Raw genomic sequence first — 15,794 nt, forward strand, 5'->3', positions numbered from 1 at the left:
GAAGGATATTTCCTCCCGCATGAATAAAGAAAATGAGCTCACCCGCGCCAAACGTCTGCCGCTGCTGCTGCTGTGCGGCGCGGCGGCACTTTTTATCGTTACCGTGCTTTATCCGCTGTGGTATCCGGCAAATGCCTGGGTTGGCGCGCTGAAGGCGGTCTCGGAAGCAGCAATGGTCGGCGCGCTGGCGGACTGGTTCGCGGTGAGCGCGCTGTTCCGACGGGTGCCAATCCCACTGGTGGGCCGTCATACCGCCATTATTCCGCGCAATAAGGATCGCATTGCCGATAACCTTGCGCTGTTTGTGCAGGACAAATTTCTCAACACTGACTCGTTGCTGGCGCTGATCCGCCGTCACGATCCGGCGCAGATTATTGCCAACTGGCTCAGCATGCCTGAAAACGCAGCGCGGCTCGGCGGCTATCTGCTGCGGGTGGTGCGCGGCTTTCTTGATATGGCTGACGACAGCCGTATCCAGAGCTTTATGCGTCGCGCCATCCATAAGGCCATTGATAAGGTGGATCTGACGCAGTCAACGGCGATGGTGCTGGAGAGTCTGACGAAAAACAATCGCCATCAGGCGCTGCTGGACGACGCGGTCGCCCAGCTTTTGCAGCTCATTAACAAGCCCGGCACCCATGATTTTATTGCGCAACAGGTGATGCGCTGGTTGAAGCGTGAGCATCCCATTAAAGAAAAAATGCTGCCAACGGAATGGGTGGGCGAGAAAAGCGCCGAGGTCACCGCCAACGCGGTGCGTTCAATCCTGAATGATATTGAGCAGGATAACGCGCACGAACTGCGTCAGGGTTTTAATCGCGCCGTGCAGCGGCTGATTGAGCGCCTGAAGAGCGACCCGGAAATGCAGGTTAAAGCGGAAAACATCAAAACCTGGCTGAAGCAGGATGAGGCGTTGAACACCTATATCAGCCAGATTTGGGGCGATCTCCGCGCCTGGCTGAAAGAGGATCTCGACAAGCCTGACTCGGTGCTGCATGCGAAGGTCAGCGCTGCGGGGCAGTGGCTGGGCGAAACGCTGATGCAGGATGCGAATTTGCGTGCCTCATTCAATCAGCATCTGGAAGATGCTGCAACGGGGGTTGCGCCGGAGTTTTCTGCCTTCCTCAGCCGCCATATCAGCGATACGGTAAAAAGCTGGGACGAGAAGGATATGTCACATCAGGTAGAGTTGAATATCGGGAAGGATTTACAGCGGATACGCATTAATGGCACCGTGGTTGGCGGTGCCATTGGATTGCTTCTTTGGGGGCTTTCACTGCTTCCCACGCTGTTGCATTAGCGCGGGAGAGCCGTCAGAACTTTTTGTTGAACTTGTCTTTTTCAAGACGCGTATCGCTTTCAAGACGCGTGGAGTCTTTGGTGTGGTCGATATCCACTTCCTGACGACGCACGCTGTCTTTCACTGTCTCAACGCGGCTGGTTTCTTCGCCGCGCAGGCCCACTTCTTCTTTGATGCGCGCAGTTTTTGAAATAACCGGCACTTCATGCGACTCTTCGACTTCGATAGTTTTATCCGACCAGTCAACATCGTTCAGATAGGCGGGTTCATCAACAGCATTGCGGAACACTTCGGCATGTTGATCGAACAACGACACATCTTCAGTCACTTCATCTTCCACCGTGTAACGACGCAGACGCACTGAACCATCGTTAACCTGACGTTTGCTGATATCAACCTGCTCTTCTGCCAGCTTCAGCGCATCGCGGTCGGTGGTCAGGCTGTCACGCTCAAGGTCGCGATCTGCCGCAAATTTGCCACCGGTGGCGGTTGTACTGATACTGCCTGTCGTGGCATCCGGCGGCGTGATCGCGCTTTGCGAAACCGATGTCAGCGAATCAGGCGCTACGCCCGGCGCATTAATACTGCGATCGTTAGTTTCACCTGCAAATTCGCGACTGGCGAAGGCACCGGTGTCACGGGATGACAGTGAAGAGTAATCCGCTGCGAACTGGCTCAGTTCCTGTTCAATATGGTCGGCCTGATCTTTCGGTGCTCTGACCGTTAACAGGACGCCGCCGGAACGGATAGCTTTGCTGTACTCGCTTGCATAATCATCATCCAGATCGTCACCAAACAGACGCTGCCAGAAGCTGGGATGACGAAGTTCTTTATCTTCAACCCGCAGCCTTTCACCAGAGATGATATCAATGTTTTTTTCTGCAATACCTTCGACGATCAATTTTTCTTTAGCCGCTTCGGCCTGTTGAATCTGGTTGAATGCGGTGACAATTTTTTCATGTGCCATAATAAATAGATCCTCGTGGTTATGTTTATGTCAGGTTTTTTCGATTTTAACTTCCTGATGACGCAGAGTGACGTTCTGCTTAAATGTTTCTGTGGTACGACGCTTAATAATATGAATTTCTTCCTTTATTACTCGTCGGCGGATAATTTCCACCTGTTCTTCAATCACAGGAATAATAAGAACATCACCTTCCTGACGGGGAACAGCTGAATAATCATCGGCTACAGGTTCGTTTATGGCTATGTGCTTAATCTGTACTTCATCACGATTAAGCTCAGTTTGCACCAGTTCTTCAGCATAGCGGGTAGAGCGCGTCAGCGTGACTTTGCCGTCAACCTGGCGTTCGGTCGAGATCTCAACCTGTTCCTCCGCCAGCGGCATGCTCTGTTCCGTTTTTATGCTATCAACCGGAGGCGCGTTTTTATTTCGCATCGTAATACCTTAATAAAGATGTGATAAAAATGAGCCACCGAGCTGAATAAATCATTCACTTACCTGTTTGCCTCACCCTTTTAACTATAGGAGAAGTTTTCGATTTTGCCGTTTACGCTTACCTTCAAAATGTAACAACATCTTTTTTGCCACGTAAATAGCTTACATAAAGCGGGTGTTCTTCCTTCTTTTCAGGTAATTAACAGCATGGAAAATGCGGTAATGAATGTAATATTTTATGCGGGTAAGAATATGCTTAAAATAAATAATGATGACTTATTTTAAAAATATGCTGCAATAACCGTAAGTTCCGCAAAATAAATCGGGCCAATCAACGCTGGAGTTATTTACCGCAAAATGGCGGCATTGGGCGCAGGGAGGTTTTGAAAGCGCCCGTCGGCAGTCGGCAGAAAGGTAACGAATGCCCGCCCACCTGCTGGCGGGCGGGCGTGTTTTAGCGACGTTTAAGCAGCATATAGACGCTGATCGCAAAGAAAGCGGCGCTCGGCAACAGCGCGCCCAGCACCGGCGGAATGTTATAAACCAGACTCAGCGGGCCGAATATCTGATCGAGTACGTAGAACAGGAAGCCGAAGCTGATACCGGTGATCACGCGCATCCCCATCGACACGCTGCGCAGCGGACCAAAAATAAACGACAGCGCCATCAGCATCATGACCGCCACCGACAGCGGCTGGAAAATCTTACTCCACATATTGAGCTGATAGCGCCCGGCAACCTGCCCGCTCTGCTTCAGGTATTTTGAATAGTTATAAAGCCCGCGAATCGACAATGCGTCGGGATCAAGCGCCACCACGCCGAGCTTGTCCGGCGTCAGCGAGGTTTTCCACTGTCCGCTCAGCGTCTGGCTGCCGGTTACCTGTTTGGGATCGGTCAGCCGCGACTCATCCACCTGCGACAGATCCCAGGCTTTTGCCTCCACGTTATATTTTGCTGATGCCGCGTAACGAACCGATTGCAGCCGCCGCGCGTTGTCGAAACTGTAGATGCTGACGCCGCCAAGCTCGCTGTTGTCCTTCAGGCGTTCGATAAAAATAAAGTTGTCGCCATCCTTCGCCCACAGACCGCTCTGGGTGGAGAGCAACGAACCGCCAATCAGCTGCTGAGCGCGATAGTTGCGCGCCATCTGCTCGCCCTGCGGCGCAACAAATTCGCCGATCGCCATGGTCAGCAGCACCAGCGGAATGGCGGTTTTCATTACCGACGCGGCAATCTGCATGCGGGTAAAACCTGATGCCTGCATGACCACCAGCTCACTGCGCTGCGCCAGCGTACCCAGCCCGAGCAGCGCGCCTAACAGCGCCGCCATCGGGAAGAAAATTTCAATATCTTTTGGCACGCTGAGCAGCGTATACAGCCCCGCGCCGAGAGCGGTATATTCGCCCTGGCCGGTTTTACGCAGCTGATCAACAAACTTGATGATGCCCGAAAGCGACACCAGCATGAAAAGCGTGGCGATAATGGTGTTAAGAATCGTTTTGCCGATATATCTGTCGAGTACGCCAAACATCAGACCGAGCCTCCCTTACTGAAGCGCGCACGCACGCGGCGCATGGGCACCGTGTCCCACAGGTTAAGCAGCACCGCCAGCGCCAGATACGACAGGTTCACCACCCACATCCAGACAGCCGGATCGAGGCGCCCTTTCGCGCCGCTGGAGCGCAGCGAGCTTTGCAGCAGGAAGAAAATAAGATAGAGCAGCATGGCGGGCAGCATCGACAGCACGCGCCCCTGACGCGGGTTAACCACGCTGAGCGGCACCACCATCAACGCCATCACCAGCACCGAGAACACCAGCGTCAACCGCCAGTGCAGCTCACTGGCAAACTCCGGCTTCGGCGAGTGCAGCAGCGTGTTGAAGTCCATCTGTTCGGCGTCGTTTGGGTCAAGCAGCACTTCCTGATGACCGACGATGGCCTGGTAATTTTTAAAATCGGTAATGCGGAAGTCCCGCAGCATTGCCGTGCCTTCAAAACGCGTGCCGCTGTCCAGCGTAACGACCTGCGAACCGTCCGGGCGCTGCTCCATGTGGCCTTTATCAGCGACCACCACCGATGGCCGCGCGTTGCCTTTTGGCCGAAGCTGCGCAAGGAAGACGTTACCGAAATTGTTGCCCTTAACGTTTTCAATAAACAGCACCGACTGGCCGTCCGCCGCCTGCTGGAACTGACCGGCAGCCAGCGCGGCCGCGCCAGGGTTGGCCTTGGCGTTTTTGGTGACCTCATTCTGATAACGCGCCGACCACGGCCCAAGCCACGCCACGTTCGCTGCCGCCACCACGGCGGTAAACAGCATCAGCACCATCGCCGCCTTCACTAATACCGCTTTGCTTAACCCGCAGGCGTGCATCACGGTGATCTCGCTTTCGGCATAGAGCCGCCCAAGCGTCATCAAAATGGATAAAAACAGGCTTAGCGGCAGGATAAGCTGCGCCATTTCGGAAATACCGAGGCCGAGTAACGTCAGAACTAAGTTTGTTGGGACTTCGCCGTCCGCCGCTGCCCCTAAGATCCTGACCAGCTTCTGACAAAAGAAGATCAATAGCAGGATAAACAGGATGGCCAGCTGGCTTTTGAGTGTTTCTTTAACCAGATATCTAATGATAATCACGCTGAGTACGCCTGTGAAAACTTGTCTTTTTGCAGGAAAATCGATAGTTTCATCGCTTATACGCCATTTTTTCTCATCAATGGCTGTGGTCATAGCTAAAATAGTATGACAACAATCGCGTTCTGGTGATGCAAAAAAAAATTATTATCACCGAAACAAAATCTGTCGCCCGTTACCCTAACGGTGCGGTACTGCGGGTACGAAAGTCCACTATTCTAGCCGTAGCCAGCGCCGTTGTCTTTAAGATTCAGGAGAGTACATGGAGTTCAGTGTAAAAAGCGGTAGCCCGGAAAAGCAGCGTAGCGCCTGCATCGTGGTTGGCGTATTCGAGCCGCGCAGGCTTTCACCGATTGCTGAACAGCTTGATAAGATCAGCGATGGCTATATCAGCGCCCTGCTGCGCCGCGGTGAACTGGAAGGCAAAGTCGGTCAGACCTTGCTGCTTCATCATGTGCCCAATATCCTTTCCGAGCGCATTTTACTGATCGGCTGCGGCAAAGAACGCGAGCTGGATGAACGTCAGTACAAGCAGGTTATTCAGAAAACCATCAACACCCTGAATGATACCGGCTCAATGGAAGCGGTTTGCTTCCTCACCGAACTACACGTTAAAAGCCGCAACACCTACTGGAAAGTGCGCCAGGCGGTGGAAACCTCTAAAGAGACGCTTTACTCCTTCGACCAGCTTAAAAGCAATAAGGTCGAGCCGCGTCGTCCGCTGCGTAAAATGGTCTTTAACGTGCCGACCCGCCGCGAACTGACCAGCGGCGAGCGAGCAATTCAGCACGGTCTGGCGGTCGCCGCCGGCGTAAAAGCGGCGAAAGATTTGGGCAACATGCCGCCAAACATCTGTAACGCCGCCTATCTCGCCTCGCAGGCGCGCCAGCTGGCGGACGCGTGGAGCAACAATATCACCACCCGCGTCATTGGCGAGCAGCAGATGAAAGAGCTGGGCATGAACGCCTACCTGGCCGTTGGCCAGGGTTCGCAAAATGAGTCGCTGATGTCGGTTATCGACTACAAAGGCAGCCCGGACAAAGACAGCAAACCTATCGTGCTGGTAGGCAAAGGCGTGACCTTTGACTCCGGCGGCATCTCGCTCAAGCCCGGCGAGGCGATGGACGAGATGAAATATGACATGTGCGGCGCGGCGGCGGTTTACGGCGTGATGCGCATGGTGGCCGAACTCAACCTGCCGCTCAACGTGGTGGGCGTGCTGGCGGGCTGTGAAAACATGCCTGACGGGCGCGCTTATCGTCCGGGCGACGTGTTAACCACCATGTCCGGCCAGACCGTAGAAGTGCTGAATACCGATGCGGAAGGTCGGCTGGTGCTGTGCGACGCGCTGACCTACGTCGAGCGTTTCGATCCTGAAGTGGTGATCGACGTTGCCACGCTGACCGGCGCCTGCGTGATCGCGCTTGGCCACCATATCAGCGGGCTGCTGTCGAACCACAATCCGCTGGCGCACGAACTGATCGGCGCGTCCGAACAGGCGGGCGATCGCGCGTGGCGTCTGCCGATGTCCGATGAGTATCAGGAACAGCTTGAATCCAACTTTGCCGATATGGCAAACATCGGCGGTCGTCCCGGCGGTGCGATCACCGCCGCCTGCTTCCTGGCGCGCTTCACCCGCCGCTATAACTGGGCGCATCTGGATATCGCCGGCACCGCATGGCGCTCCGGCAAGGCCAAAGGCGCCACCGGTCGCCCGGTCGCCCTGCTGTCGCAGTTCCTGTTGAATCGCGCCGGACTGAACGGCGACGATTGACGCCATGAAAAATGTGACGTTCTATCTGCTGGAAAACGCAACGCCGGTTGACGGACTCAGCGCCCTTGAGGCGCTGGTCTGCGATCTGGCAGAAGCCCGCTGGCGCGGCGGCGCGCGCGTGCTGGTAGCCTGTGAGGACGAAGCGCAGGCCATCCGGCTGGATGAGGCGCTGTGGCAGCGTCCGGCCAGCGCCTTCGTTCCGCACAACCTGGCGGGCGAAGGGCCGCACTACGGCGCGCCGGTTGAGCTGGCCTGGCCGCAGCGACGCGGCAACGCCCCGCGCGATCTGCTGATCAGCCTGCTGCCGCAGTTTGTAGATTTTGCTACTGCTTTCCATGAAGTGATAGACTTCGTTCCGACTGAAGATTCTTTGAAAGAGCTGGCGCGCGAACGCTACAAAGCGTATCGCAGCGTCGGATTCCACTTGAATACGGCAACGCCGCCCGTGGTGCCGCCAACGATATAGCAGAAATGGAAAAGACATATAACCCGCAAGAGATTGAGCAGCCGCTTTACGAGCACTGGGAAAAACAGGGCTACTTCAAACCTAATGGCGACACCAGCCAGGAAAGCTTCTGCATAATGATCCCGCCGCCAAACGTCACCGGCAGCTTGCATATGGGTCACGCTTTCCAGCAAACCATTATGGATACGCTGATCCGCTACCAGCGCATGCAGGGCAAAAACACCCTGTGGCAGGCTGGTACCGATCACGCCGGTATCGCGACGCAAATGGTGGTGGAACGTAAAATCGCCGCCGAAGAGGGCAAAACGCGCCAGGACTACGGCCGCGACGCCTTTATCGATAAAATCTGGCAGTGGAAAGCGGAATCCGGCGGCACCATTACCCGCCAGATGCGCCGCCTGGGCAACTCCGTGGACTGGGAGCGCGAGCGCTTCACCATGGACGAAGGGCTGTCCAACGCGGTGAAAGAGGTCTTCGTTCGCCTCTATAAAGAGAACCTGATTTATCGCGGCAAGCGCCTGGTAAACTGGGATCCGAAACTGCGTACGGCGATCTCCGATCTGGAAGTGGAAAACCGCGAGTCAAAAGGCTCTATGTGGCATATCCGCTATCCGCTGGCCGACGGCGCGAAAACCGCCGACGGTAAAGACTATCTGGTGGTTGCCACCACCCGCCCGGAGACGCTGCTGGGCGATACCGGCGTGGCGGTAAACCCTGAAGATCCGCGTTATAAGGATCTGATCGGCAAATTTGTGACGCTGCCGCTGATGAACCGCCGTATCCCGATTGTCGGCGACGAACACGCCGACATGGAAAAAGGCACCGGCTGCGTGAAAATCACGCCGGCGCACGATTTCAACGACTATGAAGTGGGCCGCCGTCATAAACTGCCGATGATCAACATCCTGACTTTCGATGGCGACATCCGCGAGTTGGCACAGGTCTTTGACACCAACGGCGAAGAGTCCGACGTGTATGACGCTGCCGTGCCCGGCGAATTTCAAAAACTGGAACGCTTTGCGGCGCGCAAAGCCATCGTGGCGGCGGTTGACGCGCTCGGCCTGTTGGAAGAGATCAAACCGCACGATCTGACCGTGCCTTATGGCGATCGCGGCGGCGTGGTTATCGAGCCGATGCTGACCGATCAGTGGTACGTGCGTACCGCGCCGCTGGCAAAAGTCGCGGTGGAAGCGGTCGAAAACGGCGAGATTCAGTTTGTGCCGAAGCAGTACGAGAATATGTATTTCTCGTGGATGCGCGACATTCAGGACTGGTGTATCTCCCGCCAGCTCTGGTGGGGCCACCGCATTCCGGCCTGGTACGATGCAGAGGGCAACGTCTATGTCGGCCGCACCGAAGAAGAAGTGCGTGCTGAAAACAACCTGGCCGCCGACGTGGCGCTGAACCAGGACGAAGACGTGCTGGACACCTGGTTCTCCTCCGGCCTGTGGACGTTCTCGACGCTGGGCTGGCCGGAAAATACCGAAGCGCTGCGCACCTTCCACCCCACCAGCGTGCTGGTCAGCGGTTTCGACATCATCTTCTTCTGGATCGCCCGCATGATCATGCTGACCATGCACTTCATTAAAGATGAAAATGGCAAGCCGCAGGTGCCGTTTAAAACCGTCTACATGACCGGCCTGATCCGCGATGACGAAGGGCAGAAGATGTCCAAGTCAAAAGGCAACGTGATCGATCCACTGGATATGGTCGACGGCATTTCGCTGGAAAACCTGCTATCCAAGCGTACCGGCAATATGATGCAGCCGCAGCTGGCGGAAAAAATTCGTAAGCGCACTGAGAAGCAGTTCCCGAACGGCATCGAGCCACACGGCACCGACGCGCTGCGCTTCACCCTGGCGGCGCTGGCCTCAACCGGTCGCGACATCAACTGGGATATGAAGCGCCTTGAAGGCTACCGCAACTTCTGTAACAAGCTGTGGAACGCCAGCCGTTTTGTCCTGATGAACACGGAAGGTCAGGACTGCGGACAGAACGGCGGCGAGCGCGTGCTGTCGCTGGCGGATCGCTGGATTCTGGCTGAGTTCAACAACACGGTGAAGGCCTATCGCGACGCGCTGGACAATTATCGTTTCGATATTGCTGCCAATATTCTGTATGAGTTCACGTGGAACCAGTTCTGCGACTGGTATCTGGAGCTGACCAAACCCGTTATGAACGGCGGCTCGCAAGCCGAACTGCGCGGCACGCGGCACACGCTGGTCGACGTGCTGGAAGCGCTGCTGCGCCTGGCGCATCCGATTATTCCTTTCATTACCGAAACCATCTGGCAGCGGGTGAAAGTGCTGAAAAATATCAGCGACGACACCATTATGTTGCAGCCGATGCCAGCTTTTGACGCCAGCAAGGTAGACGAAGCCGCGCTGAGCGATACCGAATGGCTGAAGCAGGCGATTGTGGCGGTGCGTAATATTCGCGCCGAAATGAACATCGCTCCTTCTCGTCCGCTGGACGTGCTGCTGCGCGGCGCCAGTGAGGAAGCCGCACGTCGCGTCAGCGATAACCACAGCTTCCTGAAGAGCCTGGCGCGCCTTGCGAGCATCAACATGCTGCCCGCAGGTGACAAAGGGCCGGTTTCGGTGACCAAGATCGTGGACGGTGCCGAGCTGCTGATCCCGATGGCGGATCTGGTGGATAAATCAGCCGAACTGGATCGCCTGACGAAAGAAGTGGCGAAGCTGGACGTGGAGATTGGCAAGATCGAAGGCAAGCTGTCGAACGAAGGCTTTGTTTCGCGCGCACCGGAAGCGGTGGTAGCGAAAGAGCGTGAGCGTATGGCAGAATTCGAACAGGCCAAAATCAAGCTGATTGAACAGCAGGCGGTCATCGCCGCGCTGTAACCCGGGACGGGCCGCCGGTCGGCCCCTGCTGGTTTAACGACGTGGCCGGGCTTGCCCGGCCTTTTTCCGCCCTGATCCAGAACGAGTGTGCATTATGACAACTCAGCTCAACGTGCGCCCGATTACTGAGGCAGACAACCCGCACATCGCCCGGGTGATCCGCATCGTCTCCGCCGAATTCGGCCTGACGGCGGATAAAGGCTACACCGTTTCCGATCCCAATCTCGACCATCTTTTTGAACTCTACAGCCAGCCCGACAGCGCCTACTGGGTGATTGAATGGGAAGGCAAAATTGTGGGCGGCGGCGGCGTCGCGCCGCTGTCGTGCAGCGAAGCGGACATCTGTGAACTGCAAAAAATGTATTTTTTACCCGCCGTGCGCGGCATGGGCCTGGCGCGCGAGCTGGCGATGCAGGCGATGGATTTCGCGCGCGAGCACGGCTTTAAACGCTGCTATCTGGAAACCACCGCAACCTTAACCCGCGCCATTCGTCTCTATGAGCATTTGGGCTTTGAGCATATTGACGGCCCGATGGGCTGCACCGGCCATGTGGATTGTGAAGTAACGATGCTGAAGAGGCTGTAATCAATTTTAAACCATGCAAATAATTCAATTAAAATAGTCCTGAATTAAATGCAAGCATATTATATAAATATAAATCAGCCTCCTTAATACTGGCTATTTCCATTAAATCATTAAGCGGATCACAAAATAAGAAATCCAATATAGTTTAGACAAAAACATTACATTAAAATAGCGATATAAATGATGGCCTGATTTGCTGTATAACATCGCGTAACCGCATCAGTCCTTTAGAAACTGTAATCGGCGCAGGATTTGCCGCAGTACCATGGAAAGGATTCCACCATGCGAAGCTACAAAGAAATAGCCAGACGTATAAGCAAAATTATAGTTTCCCCTGAATCAGCTATTGGTCTGATGCATGGTATTATGTCAGTTCCAACTGATATAGATTATCTTGCATATGGTTTTATTGATACGGACTCTTATCGGGAGCGTCAAAGAGAGAAGACCAGAATGATCGAAGCCATTCGCTTTGGTATATTCAATAACCATCACTTCACCAAAACTATCCAAATTGTTATTGAAAATTTCAATAGACATGTCCCTGAAAACAAACAAAATGCAATTTACAGCAAAACTGTAGCTTCTGTAGCAGGCCGTACGTTAACAAACTCAATTATCGCGGGTAAGCTGGCCACCGCAATTGTACAGCGCAGTTCAGCACTTGTTTCAATAAGAGGTGGCGTTATTGGAAATGCGCTTCTGGCCGGAGGCATGGCCGAGCGACGTATTTATACCTCAGAGCGTCTTAGTCAAAATAATCCAACGATCTATAATCTACTGAGAGATCATAACTATGATCTGCTATATTTTCTTGTGGAGCCAGCCTTAAATCCTTTTTTTGACGCGCTAAATGTCAGACGAAAATATGGTCAACGTGCATTCGAAAAAATTATTGACATGGTAGAGAAAGAGCTTCATGCGAAACGATAACAGGATAAGCCTGATTAAGCGGATCTTATATATACTGACCGAAAGCAGCGCGTCGATTTTGGGCGGCCTGCTTTTTTTCGTCTGTTGCTATTGGTTTTTTCATTATGAAACGTGGTGCAAACGCTTCACAGCTATTTTGTTATCAATAATAGTCGTTTGGATAATAGCAAAGCTAATACCTGAAAGACCTCATCAGTAAATTAGTTAGCACCTTCTTCTACAGAAAATTATTCGCCAATAATGCCTGGTTTAATCGATCATTCTCACGCAGGCACGCCGCTGTGAAATCTGAGTTCACTGTCCGGCATTTGTATCAGTTCGGCTTCCGTCTCTCCAATCTTCCTCACCCGCACGCTGATATCGGTGGCTGAGATCTCTGTCGCTAACGCCAGATAATCCTGATAATGCCGCGCTTCGGAGCGCAGCAGCGACAGATAAAACGCCGCCAGTTCCTCATCCAGGTAGGGCGCAAGGCTGGCGAAACGCTCGCAGGACCGCGCTTCAATATAGGCGCCACAAATCAGTTTATCCACCAGCGTCTGGGGTTCATGGGTGGTCACCTCGCGCAGTAATCCGCGCGCGTAACGGCTGGCGGTGATCTTCACATAGGGAATGCGGCGCGCCTGCATAATCTCCAGCACCTGATAAAAGTGATGCAGCTCTTCCTTAATCAGCAGCACCATTTTATCTACCAGCGAATCGCCCCACGGCACCTCAATGCGGCTGATCACCGATTTCGACAGCGCCTTGTGCTGCTCCAGAAAAGCGAGGTCGGCGTTTTCGCTGTGAACAAACTGCTCCCACGGCTTCAGCCACGCCAGCAGCGCGTCACTGCTCGCTTTGTCGGCAACATATTTGCGGATCAGCCACATGGCGGTTTGTGCCGCCTTGAGTTCGCAAACCAGATGATCGGTCAACAGCAGCGGCAGATTGTCAGGCCTGCGGGCTTCATCGATCCAGGCCTGAGGCGTCCGGCAGTGCAAAAACTGATGAATCGGGGCGAGAAGTGGCGCGGTATTCATGGGGCAGAGCGGTCCGTTAATAACATACAGGGCCGGAACGCACCGGCCCGCAACAGGAAAGGATCAGTGGCGAACGCCGTTGTCTTCGTCATCAATAGCGTCGTCGTCATCGTCTTCGGCGTCAGGATCTTCGAAGTAGGTTCCCCAACCGTCGTAGTCAACGTTAAAGCGCGCGGAGAGTTCGACCAGTTGTTCAACCTGCGCATCAATCAGTTCGGCGTTCAGCGCGCCTTCGCTGAGGATGTCACAGCACATAACCGTAGTGCCGTCCTCAAGCTCCAACTCTTCCGGCTCCGTCACTTCGTAGCCGAGCTTAAATGCCTCAACCGCCGCTTTTTCCAGCGCGTCGAAGTTTGGGCAGGAGAAATGGTGCTCAATGGTATAGAGCGCGTCCGGGTCGCTGCCGTCTTCCAACAGCTCTTCGATAATCAGTCGCGTTTCTTCGCGCTGCTCTTCCAGCAATGCTTCATTTGCCATGATCCGTTCCTCAGTGTGTGGCATCTCTTACAAGTATTTTCCCACAGTGCCCTTCGCGCCACTACATTTATCCAAAAGTTTCTCTACGCCACGCTTGAAAATGAATATTCATACAGTTAAATTGAATTTTAATTCAATACCCACACACGGAGCGCGTTATGAGTCATCTTTATCAGCGTCACTTTCTCAGGCTGTTGGATTTTACCCCTGCCGAAATCACCGCACTGCTGGCGCTTGCCGCCACGCTTAAAACAAACAAGAAAAACGGCGAAGAAATTCAGCATCTGAAAGGCAAGAATATTGCGCTCATCTTCGAAAAAGACTCGACCCGCACGCGATGCTCTTTCGAAGTTGCCGCATACGATCAGGGCGCCAACGTTACGTATCTGGGGCCAAGCGGCAGCCAGATCGGCCATAAGGAGTCGATGAAGGACACCGCCCGCGTGCTCGGCCGCATGTATGACGGCATTCAGTATCGCGGTCACGGCCAGGCGCTGGTTGAGTCGCTGGCTGAGCATGCAGGCGTACCGGTCTGGAACGGTTTGACGAATGAGTTTCACCCGACTCAACTGCTGGCCGACCTGTTAACCATGCAGGAACATCTGCCGGAAAAAGCCTTCAGCGAAATGACGTTCACCTACGTGGGCGATGCACATAATAATATGGGCAACAGCATGATGGAGGCCGCCGCGCTGGTCGGTCTCGATCTGCGCCTGGTCGCGCCGAAGCGCTGCTGGCCTGACGCAGCGCTGGTGGCAGAGTGCCGTAAAGCCGCAGAGAAAACCGGCGGCAGGATCACGCTGACGGAGGATATTCACGAAGGCGTCGCCGGCGCGGACTTTATCTATACCGACGTTTGGGTGTCGATGGGCGAACCGAAGGAAGTGTGGCAGGAGCGCATCGCCCTGCTGCGGCCTTATCAGGTCAATAAGGCGATGCTGGCGCTGACCGGCAATCCCCGGGTGAAATTTCTGCACTGCCTGCCCGCCTTTCACGACGACCAGACCACGCTGGGCCAGCAGATGGCCGAACAGTACGATCTGCACGGCGGCATGGAAGTGACCGACGAGGTGTTTGAGTCGGCTCACAGCGTGGTGTTCGATCAGGCGGAAAACCGGCTGCATACCATCAAAGCCGTGATGGTCGCCACGCTGGCTGACCTGCGCTAGCCGGGGCGACGCAATCGTTTACCCGGCCAGCCGTTTTTGCTTGCGGGCAGGTGACGATGGCGTATAATGCCCCCCGTTTGCCGGGAGGATGCATGAAACTGAACGCCGTTAACATTGCTGCACTGACGCGCCTGAATCAGGGGCAGCGCCGTTTTCCTTCTCTGGCATCACCGATCGTTAAAAAAAAGCCCCTCATTGAGGGGCTTTTTTTTGTCCGCATTTTCAGCCGGCAAGGGGTGTGACGATGGCTAACCCGCTCTATCAAAAACATATCATTTCTATCAACGACCTTAACCGTGAAGAGCTGGAGCTGGTGCTGCGCACCGCCGCCAGCCTGAAGGCGAATCCGCAACCGGAATTGTTGAAGCACCGCGTGGTCGCCAGCTGCTTCTTTGAGGCGTCAACCCGCACCCGCCTGTCGTTCGAAACGGCGATCCATCGCCTTGGCGCGTCGGTGGTCGGTTTTGCCGACGGCAGCAACACCTCGCTGGGCAAAAAAGGTGAGACGCTGGCCGATACAATATCCGTTATTGGCACCTACGTGGACGCCATCGTGATGCGCCATCCGCAGGAAGGGGCGGCGCGCCTGGCTACGGAGTTCTCCGGCGGCATTCCGATCCTTAACGCAGGCGACGGCGCCAATCAGCATCCGACCCAAACGCTGTTGGATCTCTTCACGATCCAGGAGACGCAGGGCCGCCTGAGCCAGCTCAACGTGGCGATGGTCGGCGATCTGAAATATGGCCGCACCGTGCATTCGCTGACCCAGGCGCTGGCGAAATTCGACGGCAATCGCTTCTTTTTTATCGCCCCGGACGCGCTGGCGATGCCTGCTTACATTACCGATATGCTGGATGAAAAAGGCATTGTCTGGAGCCGTCACGACAGCATTGAAGAGGTGGTGCCGCAGGTGGATATTCTTTATATGACCCGCGTGCAGAAAGAGCGACTGGACCCGTCCGAATACGCCAACGTCAAGGCGCAGTTCGTGCTTCGGGCCGCCGATCTGGCCGGCGCGCGTGACGGTATGAAGGTGCTGCACCCGCTGCCGCGCATTGATGAAATCACCCCCGACGTTGATAAAACGCCTTACGCCTGGTATTTCCAGCAGGCCGGTAACGGTATCTATGCACGCCAGGCGCTGCTGGCGCTGGTGCTGAACGGTGAGGAGGAGTAACG

The 15,794-nt window shown here is 54.8% G+C and carries 14 protein-coding genes; 8 read left to right on the forward strand and 6 right to left on the reverse strand.

What is annotated here, in order from left to right; translation table 11 throughout:
* The first annotated feature begins 19 nt into the window (after nucleotides 1–19).
* Nucleotides 20–1,300: a DUF445 family protein gene (locus tag FA91_RS15790; RefSeq protein ID WP_034917158.1), complete on the forward strand. Its 1,281-nt coding sequence runs from the start codon at nucleotides 20–22 to the stop codon at nucleotides 1,298–1,300.
* A gap of 13 nt (nucleotides 1,301–1,313) precedes the next feature.
* Here FA91_RS15790 and FA91_RS15795 read toward each other — a convergent pair whose 3' ends face one another.
* From FA91_RS15795 to lptF, 4 genes are all read right to left on the reverse strand, one after another.
* The gene (locus FA91_RS15795; protein WP_051937242.1) at nucleotides 1,314–2,267 is read right to left on the reverse strand and encodes a YsnF/AvaK domain-containing protein; all 954 of its coding nucleotides are present in this window, start codon (nucleotides 2,265–2,267) and stop codon (nucleotides 1,314–1,316) included.
* A 30-nt stretch (nucleotides 2,268–2,297) separates the two neighbouring features.
* Nucleotides 2,298–2,699 (reverse strand): YsnF/AvaK domain-containing protein, encoded by a 402-nt coding sequence (locus FA91_RS15800; RefSeq protein ID WP_051937244.1) that lies wholly within the window; start codon nucleotides 2,697–2,699, stop codon nucleotides 2,298–2,300.
* A 454-nt stretch (nucleotides 2,700–3,153) separates the two neighbouring features.
* Nucleotides 3,154–4,230, reverse strand: a complete 1,077-nt coding sequence (gene lptG, locus FA91_RS15805; protein ID WP_034917160.1) for an LPS export ABC transporter permease LptG — start codon at nucleotides 4,228–4,230, stop codon at nucleotides 3,154–3,156.
* Nucleotides 4,230–5,330, reverse strand: a complete 1,101-nt coding sequence (gene lptF / locus FA91_RS15810) for an LPS export ABC transporter permease LptF (RefSeq protein ID WP_034919440.1) — start codon at nucleotides 5,328–5,330, stop codon at nucleotides 4,230–4,232. The genes lptG and lptF overlap by 1 nt, the downstream gene beginning before the upstream one ends.
* 259 nt (nucleotides 5,331–5,589) lie before the next feature.
* On the opposite strand from lptF, the gene pepA reads away from it, so the two are divergent.
* From pepA to FA91_RS15835, 5 genes are all read left to right on the forward strand, one after another.
* Nucleotides 5,590–7,101, forward strand: a complete 1,512-nt coding sequence (gene pepA / locus FA91_RS15815) for a leucyl aminopeptidase (protein ID WP_034917162.1) — start codon at nucleotides 5,590–5,592, stop codon at nucleotides 7,099–7,101.
* A gap of 4 nt (nucleotides 7,102–7,105) precedes the next feature.
* Nucleotides 7,106–7,567 carry a DNA polymerase III subunit chi gene (locus FA91_RS15820; RefSeq protein WP_034917165.1) on the forward strand — a complete coding sequence of 154 codons (462 nt, stop codon included), beginning with the start codon at nucleotides 7,106–7,108 and terminating at the stop codon, nucleotides 7,565–7,567.
* Nucleotides 7,568–7,572: 5 nt separating this feature from the next.
* The gene (locus FA91_RS15825) at nucleotides 7,573–10,428 is read left to right on the forward strand and encodes a valine--tRNA ligase (RefSeq protein ID WP_034917167.1); all 2,856 of its coding nucleotides are present in this window, start codon (nucleotides 7,573–7,575) and stop codon (nucleotides 10,426–10,428) included.
* Nucleotides 10,429–10,522: 94 nt separating this feature from the next.
* The gene (locus tag FA91_RS15830; RefSeq protein ID WP_034917169.1) at nucleotides 10,523–11,014 is read left to right on the forward strand and encodes a GNAT family N-acetyltransferase; all 492 of its coding nucleotides are present in this window, start codon (nucleotides 10,523–10,525) and stop codon (nucleotides 11,012–11,014) included.
* 282 nt (nucleotides 11,015–11,296) lie between these two features.
* The gene (locus FA91_RS15835; protein ID WP_034917171.1) at nucleotides 11,297–11,947 is read left to right on the forward strand and encodes a hypothetical protein; all 651 of its coding nucleotides are present in this window, start codon (nucleotides 11,297–11,299) and stop codon (nucleotides 11,945–11,947) included.
* Between the two features lie 263 nt (nucleotides 11,948–12,210).
* Here the strand turns inward: FA91_RS15835 and miaE are convergent, their stop codons facing one another.
* Both miaE and rraB read right to left on the reverse strand, forming a co-directional pair.
* Nucleotides 12,211–12,969 (reverse strand): tRNA isopentenyl-2-thiomethyl-A-37 hydroxylase MiaE, encoded by a 759-nt coding sequence (miaE, locus tag FA91_RS15840; RefSeq protein ID WP_034917173.1) that lies wholly within the window; start codon nucleotides 12,967–12,969, stop codon nucleotides 12,211–12,213.
* A gap of 63 nt (nucleotides 12,970–13,032) precedes the next feature.
* A complete protein-coding gene (rraB, locus tag FA91_RS15845) occupies nucleotides 13,033–13,446 on the reverse strand; it encodes a ribonuclease E inhibitor RraB (RefSeq protein WP_034917175.1) in 414 nt (137 codons plus the stop codon).
* A gap of 158 nt (nucleotides 13,447–13,604) precedes the next feature.
* On the opposite strand from rraB, the gene argF reads away from it, so the two are divergent.
* Nucleotides 13,605–14,615 (forward strand): ornithine carbamoyltransferase, encoded by a 1,011-nt coding sequence (gene argF / locus FA91_RS15850; protein WP_034917176.1) that lies wholly within the window; start codon nucleotides 13,605–13,607, stop codon nucleotides 14,613–14,615.
* A gap of 244 nt (nucleotides 14,616–14,859) precedes the next feature.
* A complete protein-coding gene (pyrB, locus tag FA91_RS15855) occupies nucleotides 14,860–15,792 on the forward strand; it encodes an aspartate carbamoyltransferase (protein ID WP_034917179.1) in 933 nt (310 codons plus the stop codon).
* Nucleotides 15,793–15,794 lie beyond the last annotated feature (2 nt).

The sequence above is a fragment of the Erwinia sp. 9145 genome, from assembly GCF_000745075.1.
GTDB classification, from domain to species: Bacteria; Pseudomonadota; Gammaproteobacteria; order Enterobacterales; family Enterobacteriaceae; genus Erwinia; species Erwinia oleae.

Excerpts from the sequence above, each read along its gene's own strand:
- pepA (WP_034917162.1), top strand. The coding sequence starts at position 5,590 with ATGGAGTTCAGTGTAAAAAGCGGTAGCCCGGAAAAGCAGCGTAGCGCC.
- FA91_RS15820 (WP_034917165.1), top strand. The coding sequence starts at position 7,106 with ATGAAAAATGTGACGTTCTATCTGCTGGAAAACGCAACGCCGGTTGAC.
- FA91_RS15800 (WP_051937244.1), bottom strand. The coding sequence starts at position 2,699 with ATGCGAAATAAAAACGCGCCTCCGGTTGATAGCATAAAAACGGAACAG.
- FA91_RS15830 (WP_034917169.1), top strand. The coding sequence starts at position 10,523 with ATGACAACTCAGCTCAACGTGCGCCCGATTACTGAGGCAGACAACCCG.
- rraB (WP_034917175.1), bottom strand. The coding sequence starts at position 13,446 with ATGGCAAATGAAGCATTGCTGGAAGAGCAGCGCGAAGAAACGCGACTG.
- FA91_RS15790 (WP_034917158.1), top strand. The coding sequence starts at position 20 with ATGAATAAAGAAAATGAGCTCACCCGCGCCAAACGTCTGCCGCTGCTG.
- argF (WP_034917176.1), top strand. The coding sequence starts at position 13,605 with ATGAGTCATCTTTATCAGCGTCACTTTCTCAGGCTGTTGGATTTTACC.
- miaE (WP_034917173.1), bottom strand. The coding sequence starts at position 12,969 with ATGAATACCGCGCCACTTCTCGCCCCGATTCATCAGTTTTTGCACTGC.
- FA91_RS15795 (WP_051937242.1), bottom strand. The coding sequence starts at position 2,267 with ATGGCACATGAAAAAATTGTCACCGCATTCAACCAGATTCAACAGGCC.
- FA91_RS15825 (WP_034917167.1), top strand. The coding sequence starts at position 7,573 with ATGGAAAAGACATATAACCCGCAAGAGATTGAGCAGCCGCTTTACGAG.
- FA91_RS15835 (WP_034917171.1), top strand. The coding sequence starts at position 11,297 with ATGCGAAGCTACAAAGAAATAGCCAGACGTATAAGCAAAATTATAGTT.
- pyrB (WP_034917179.1), top strand. The coding sequence starts at position 14,860 with ATGGCTAACCCGCTCTATCAAAAACATATCATTTCTATCAACGACCTT.
- lptG (WP_034917160.1), bottom strand. The coding sequence starts at position 4,230 with ATGTTTGGCGTACTCGACAGATATATCGGCAAAACGATTCTTAACACC.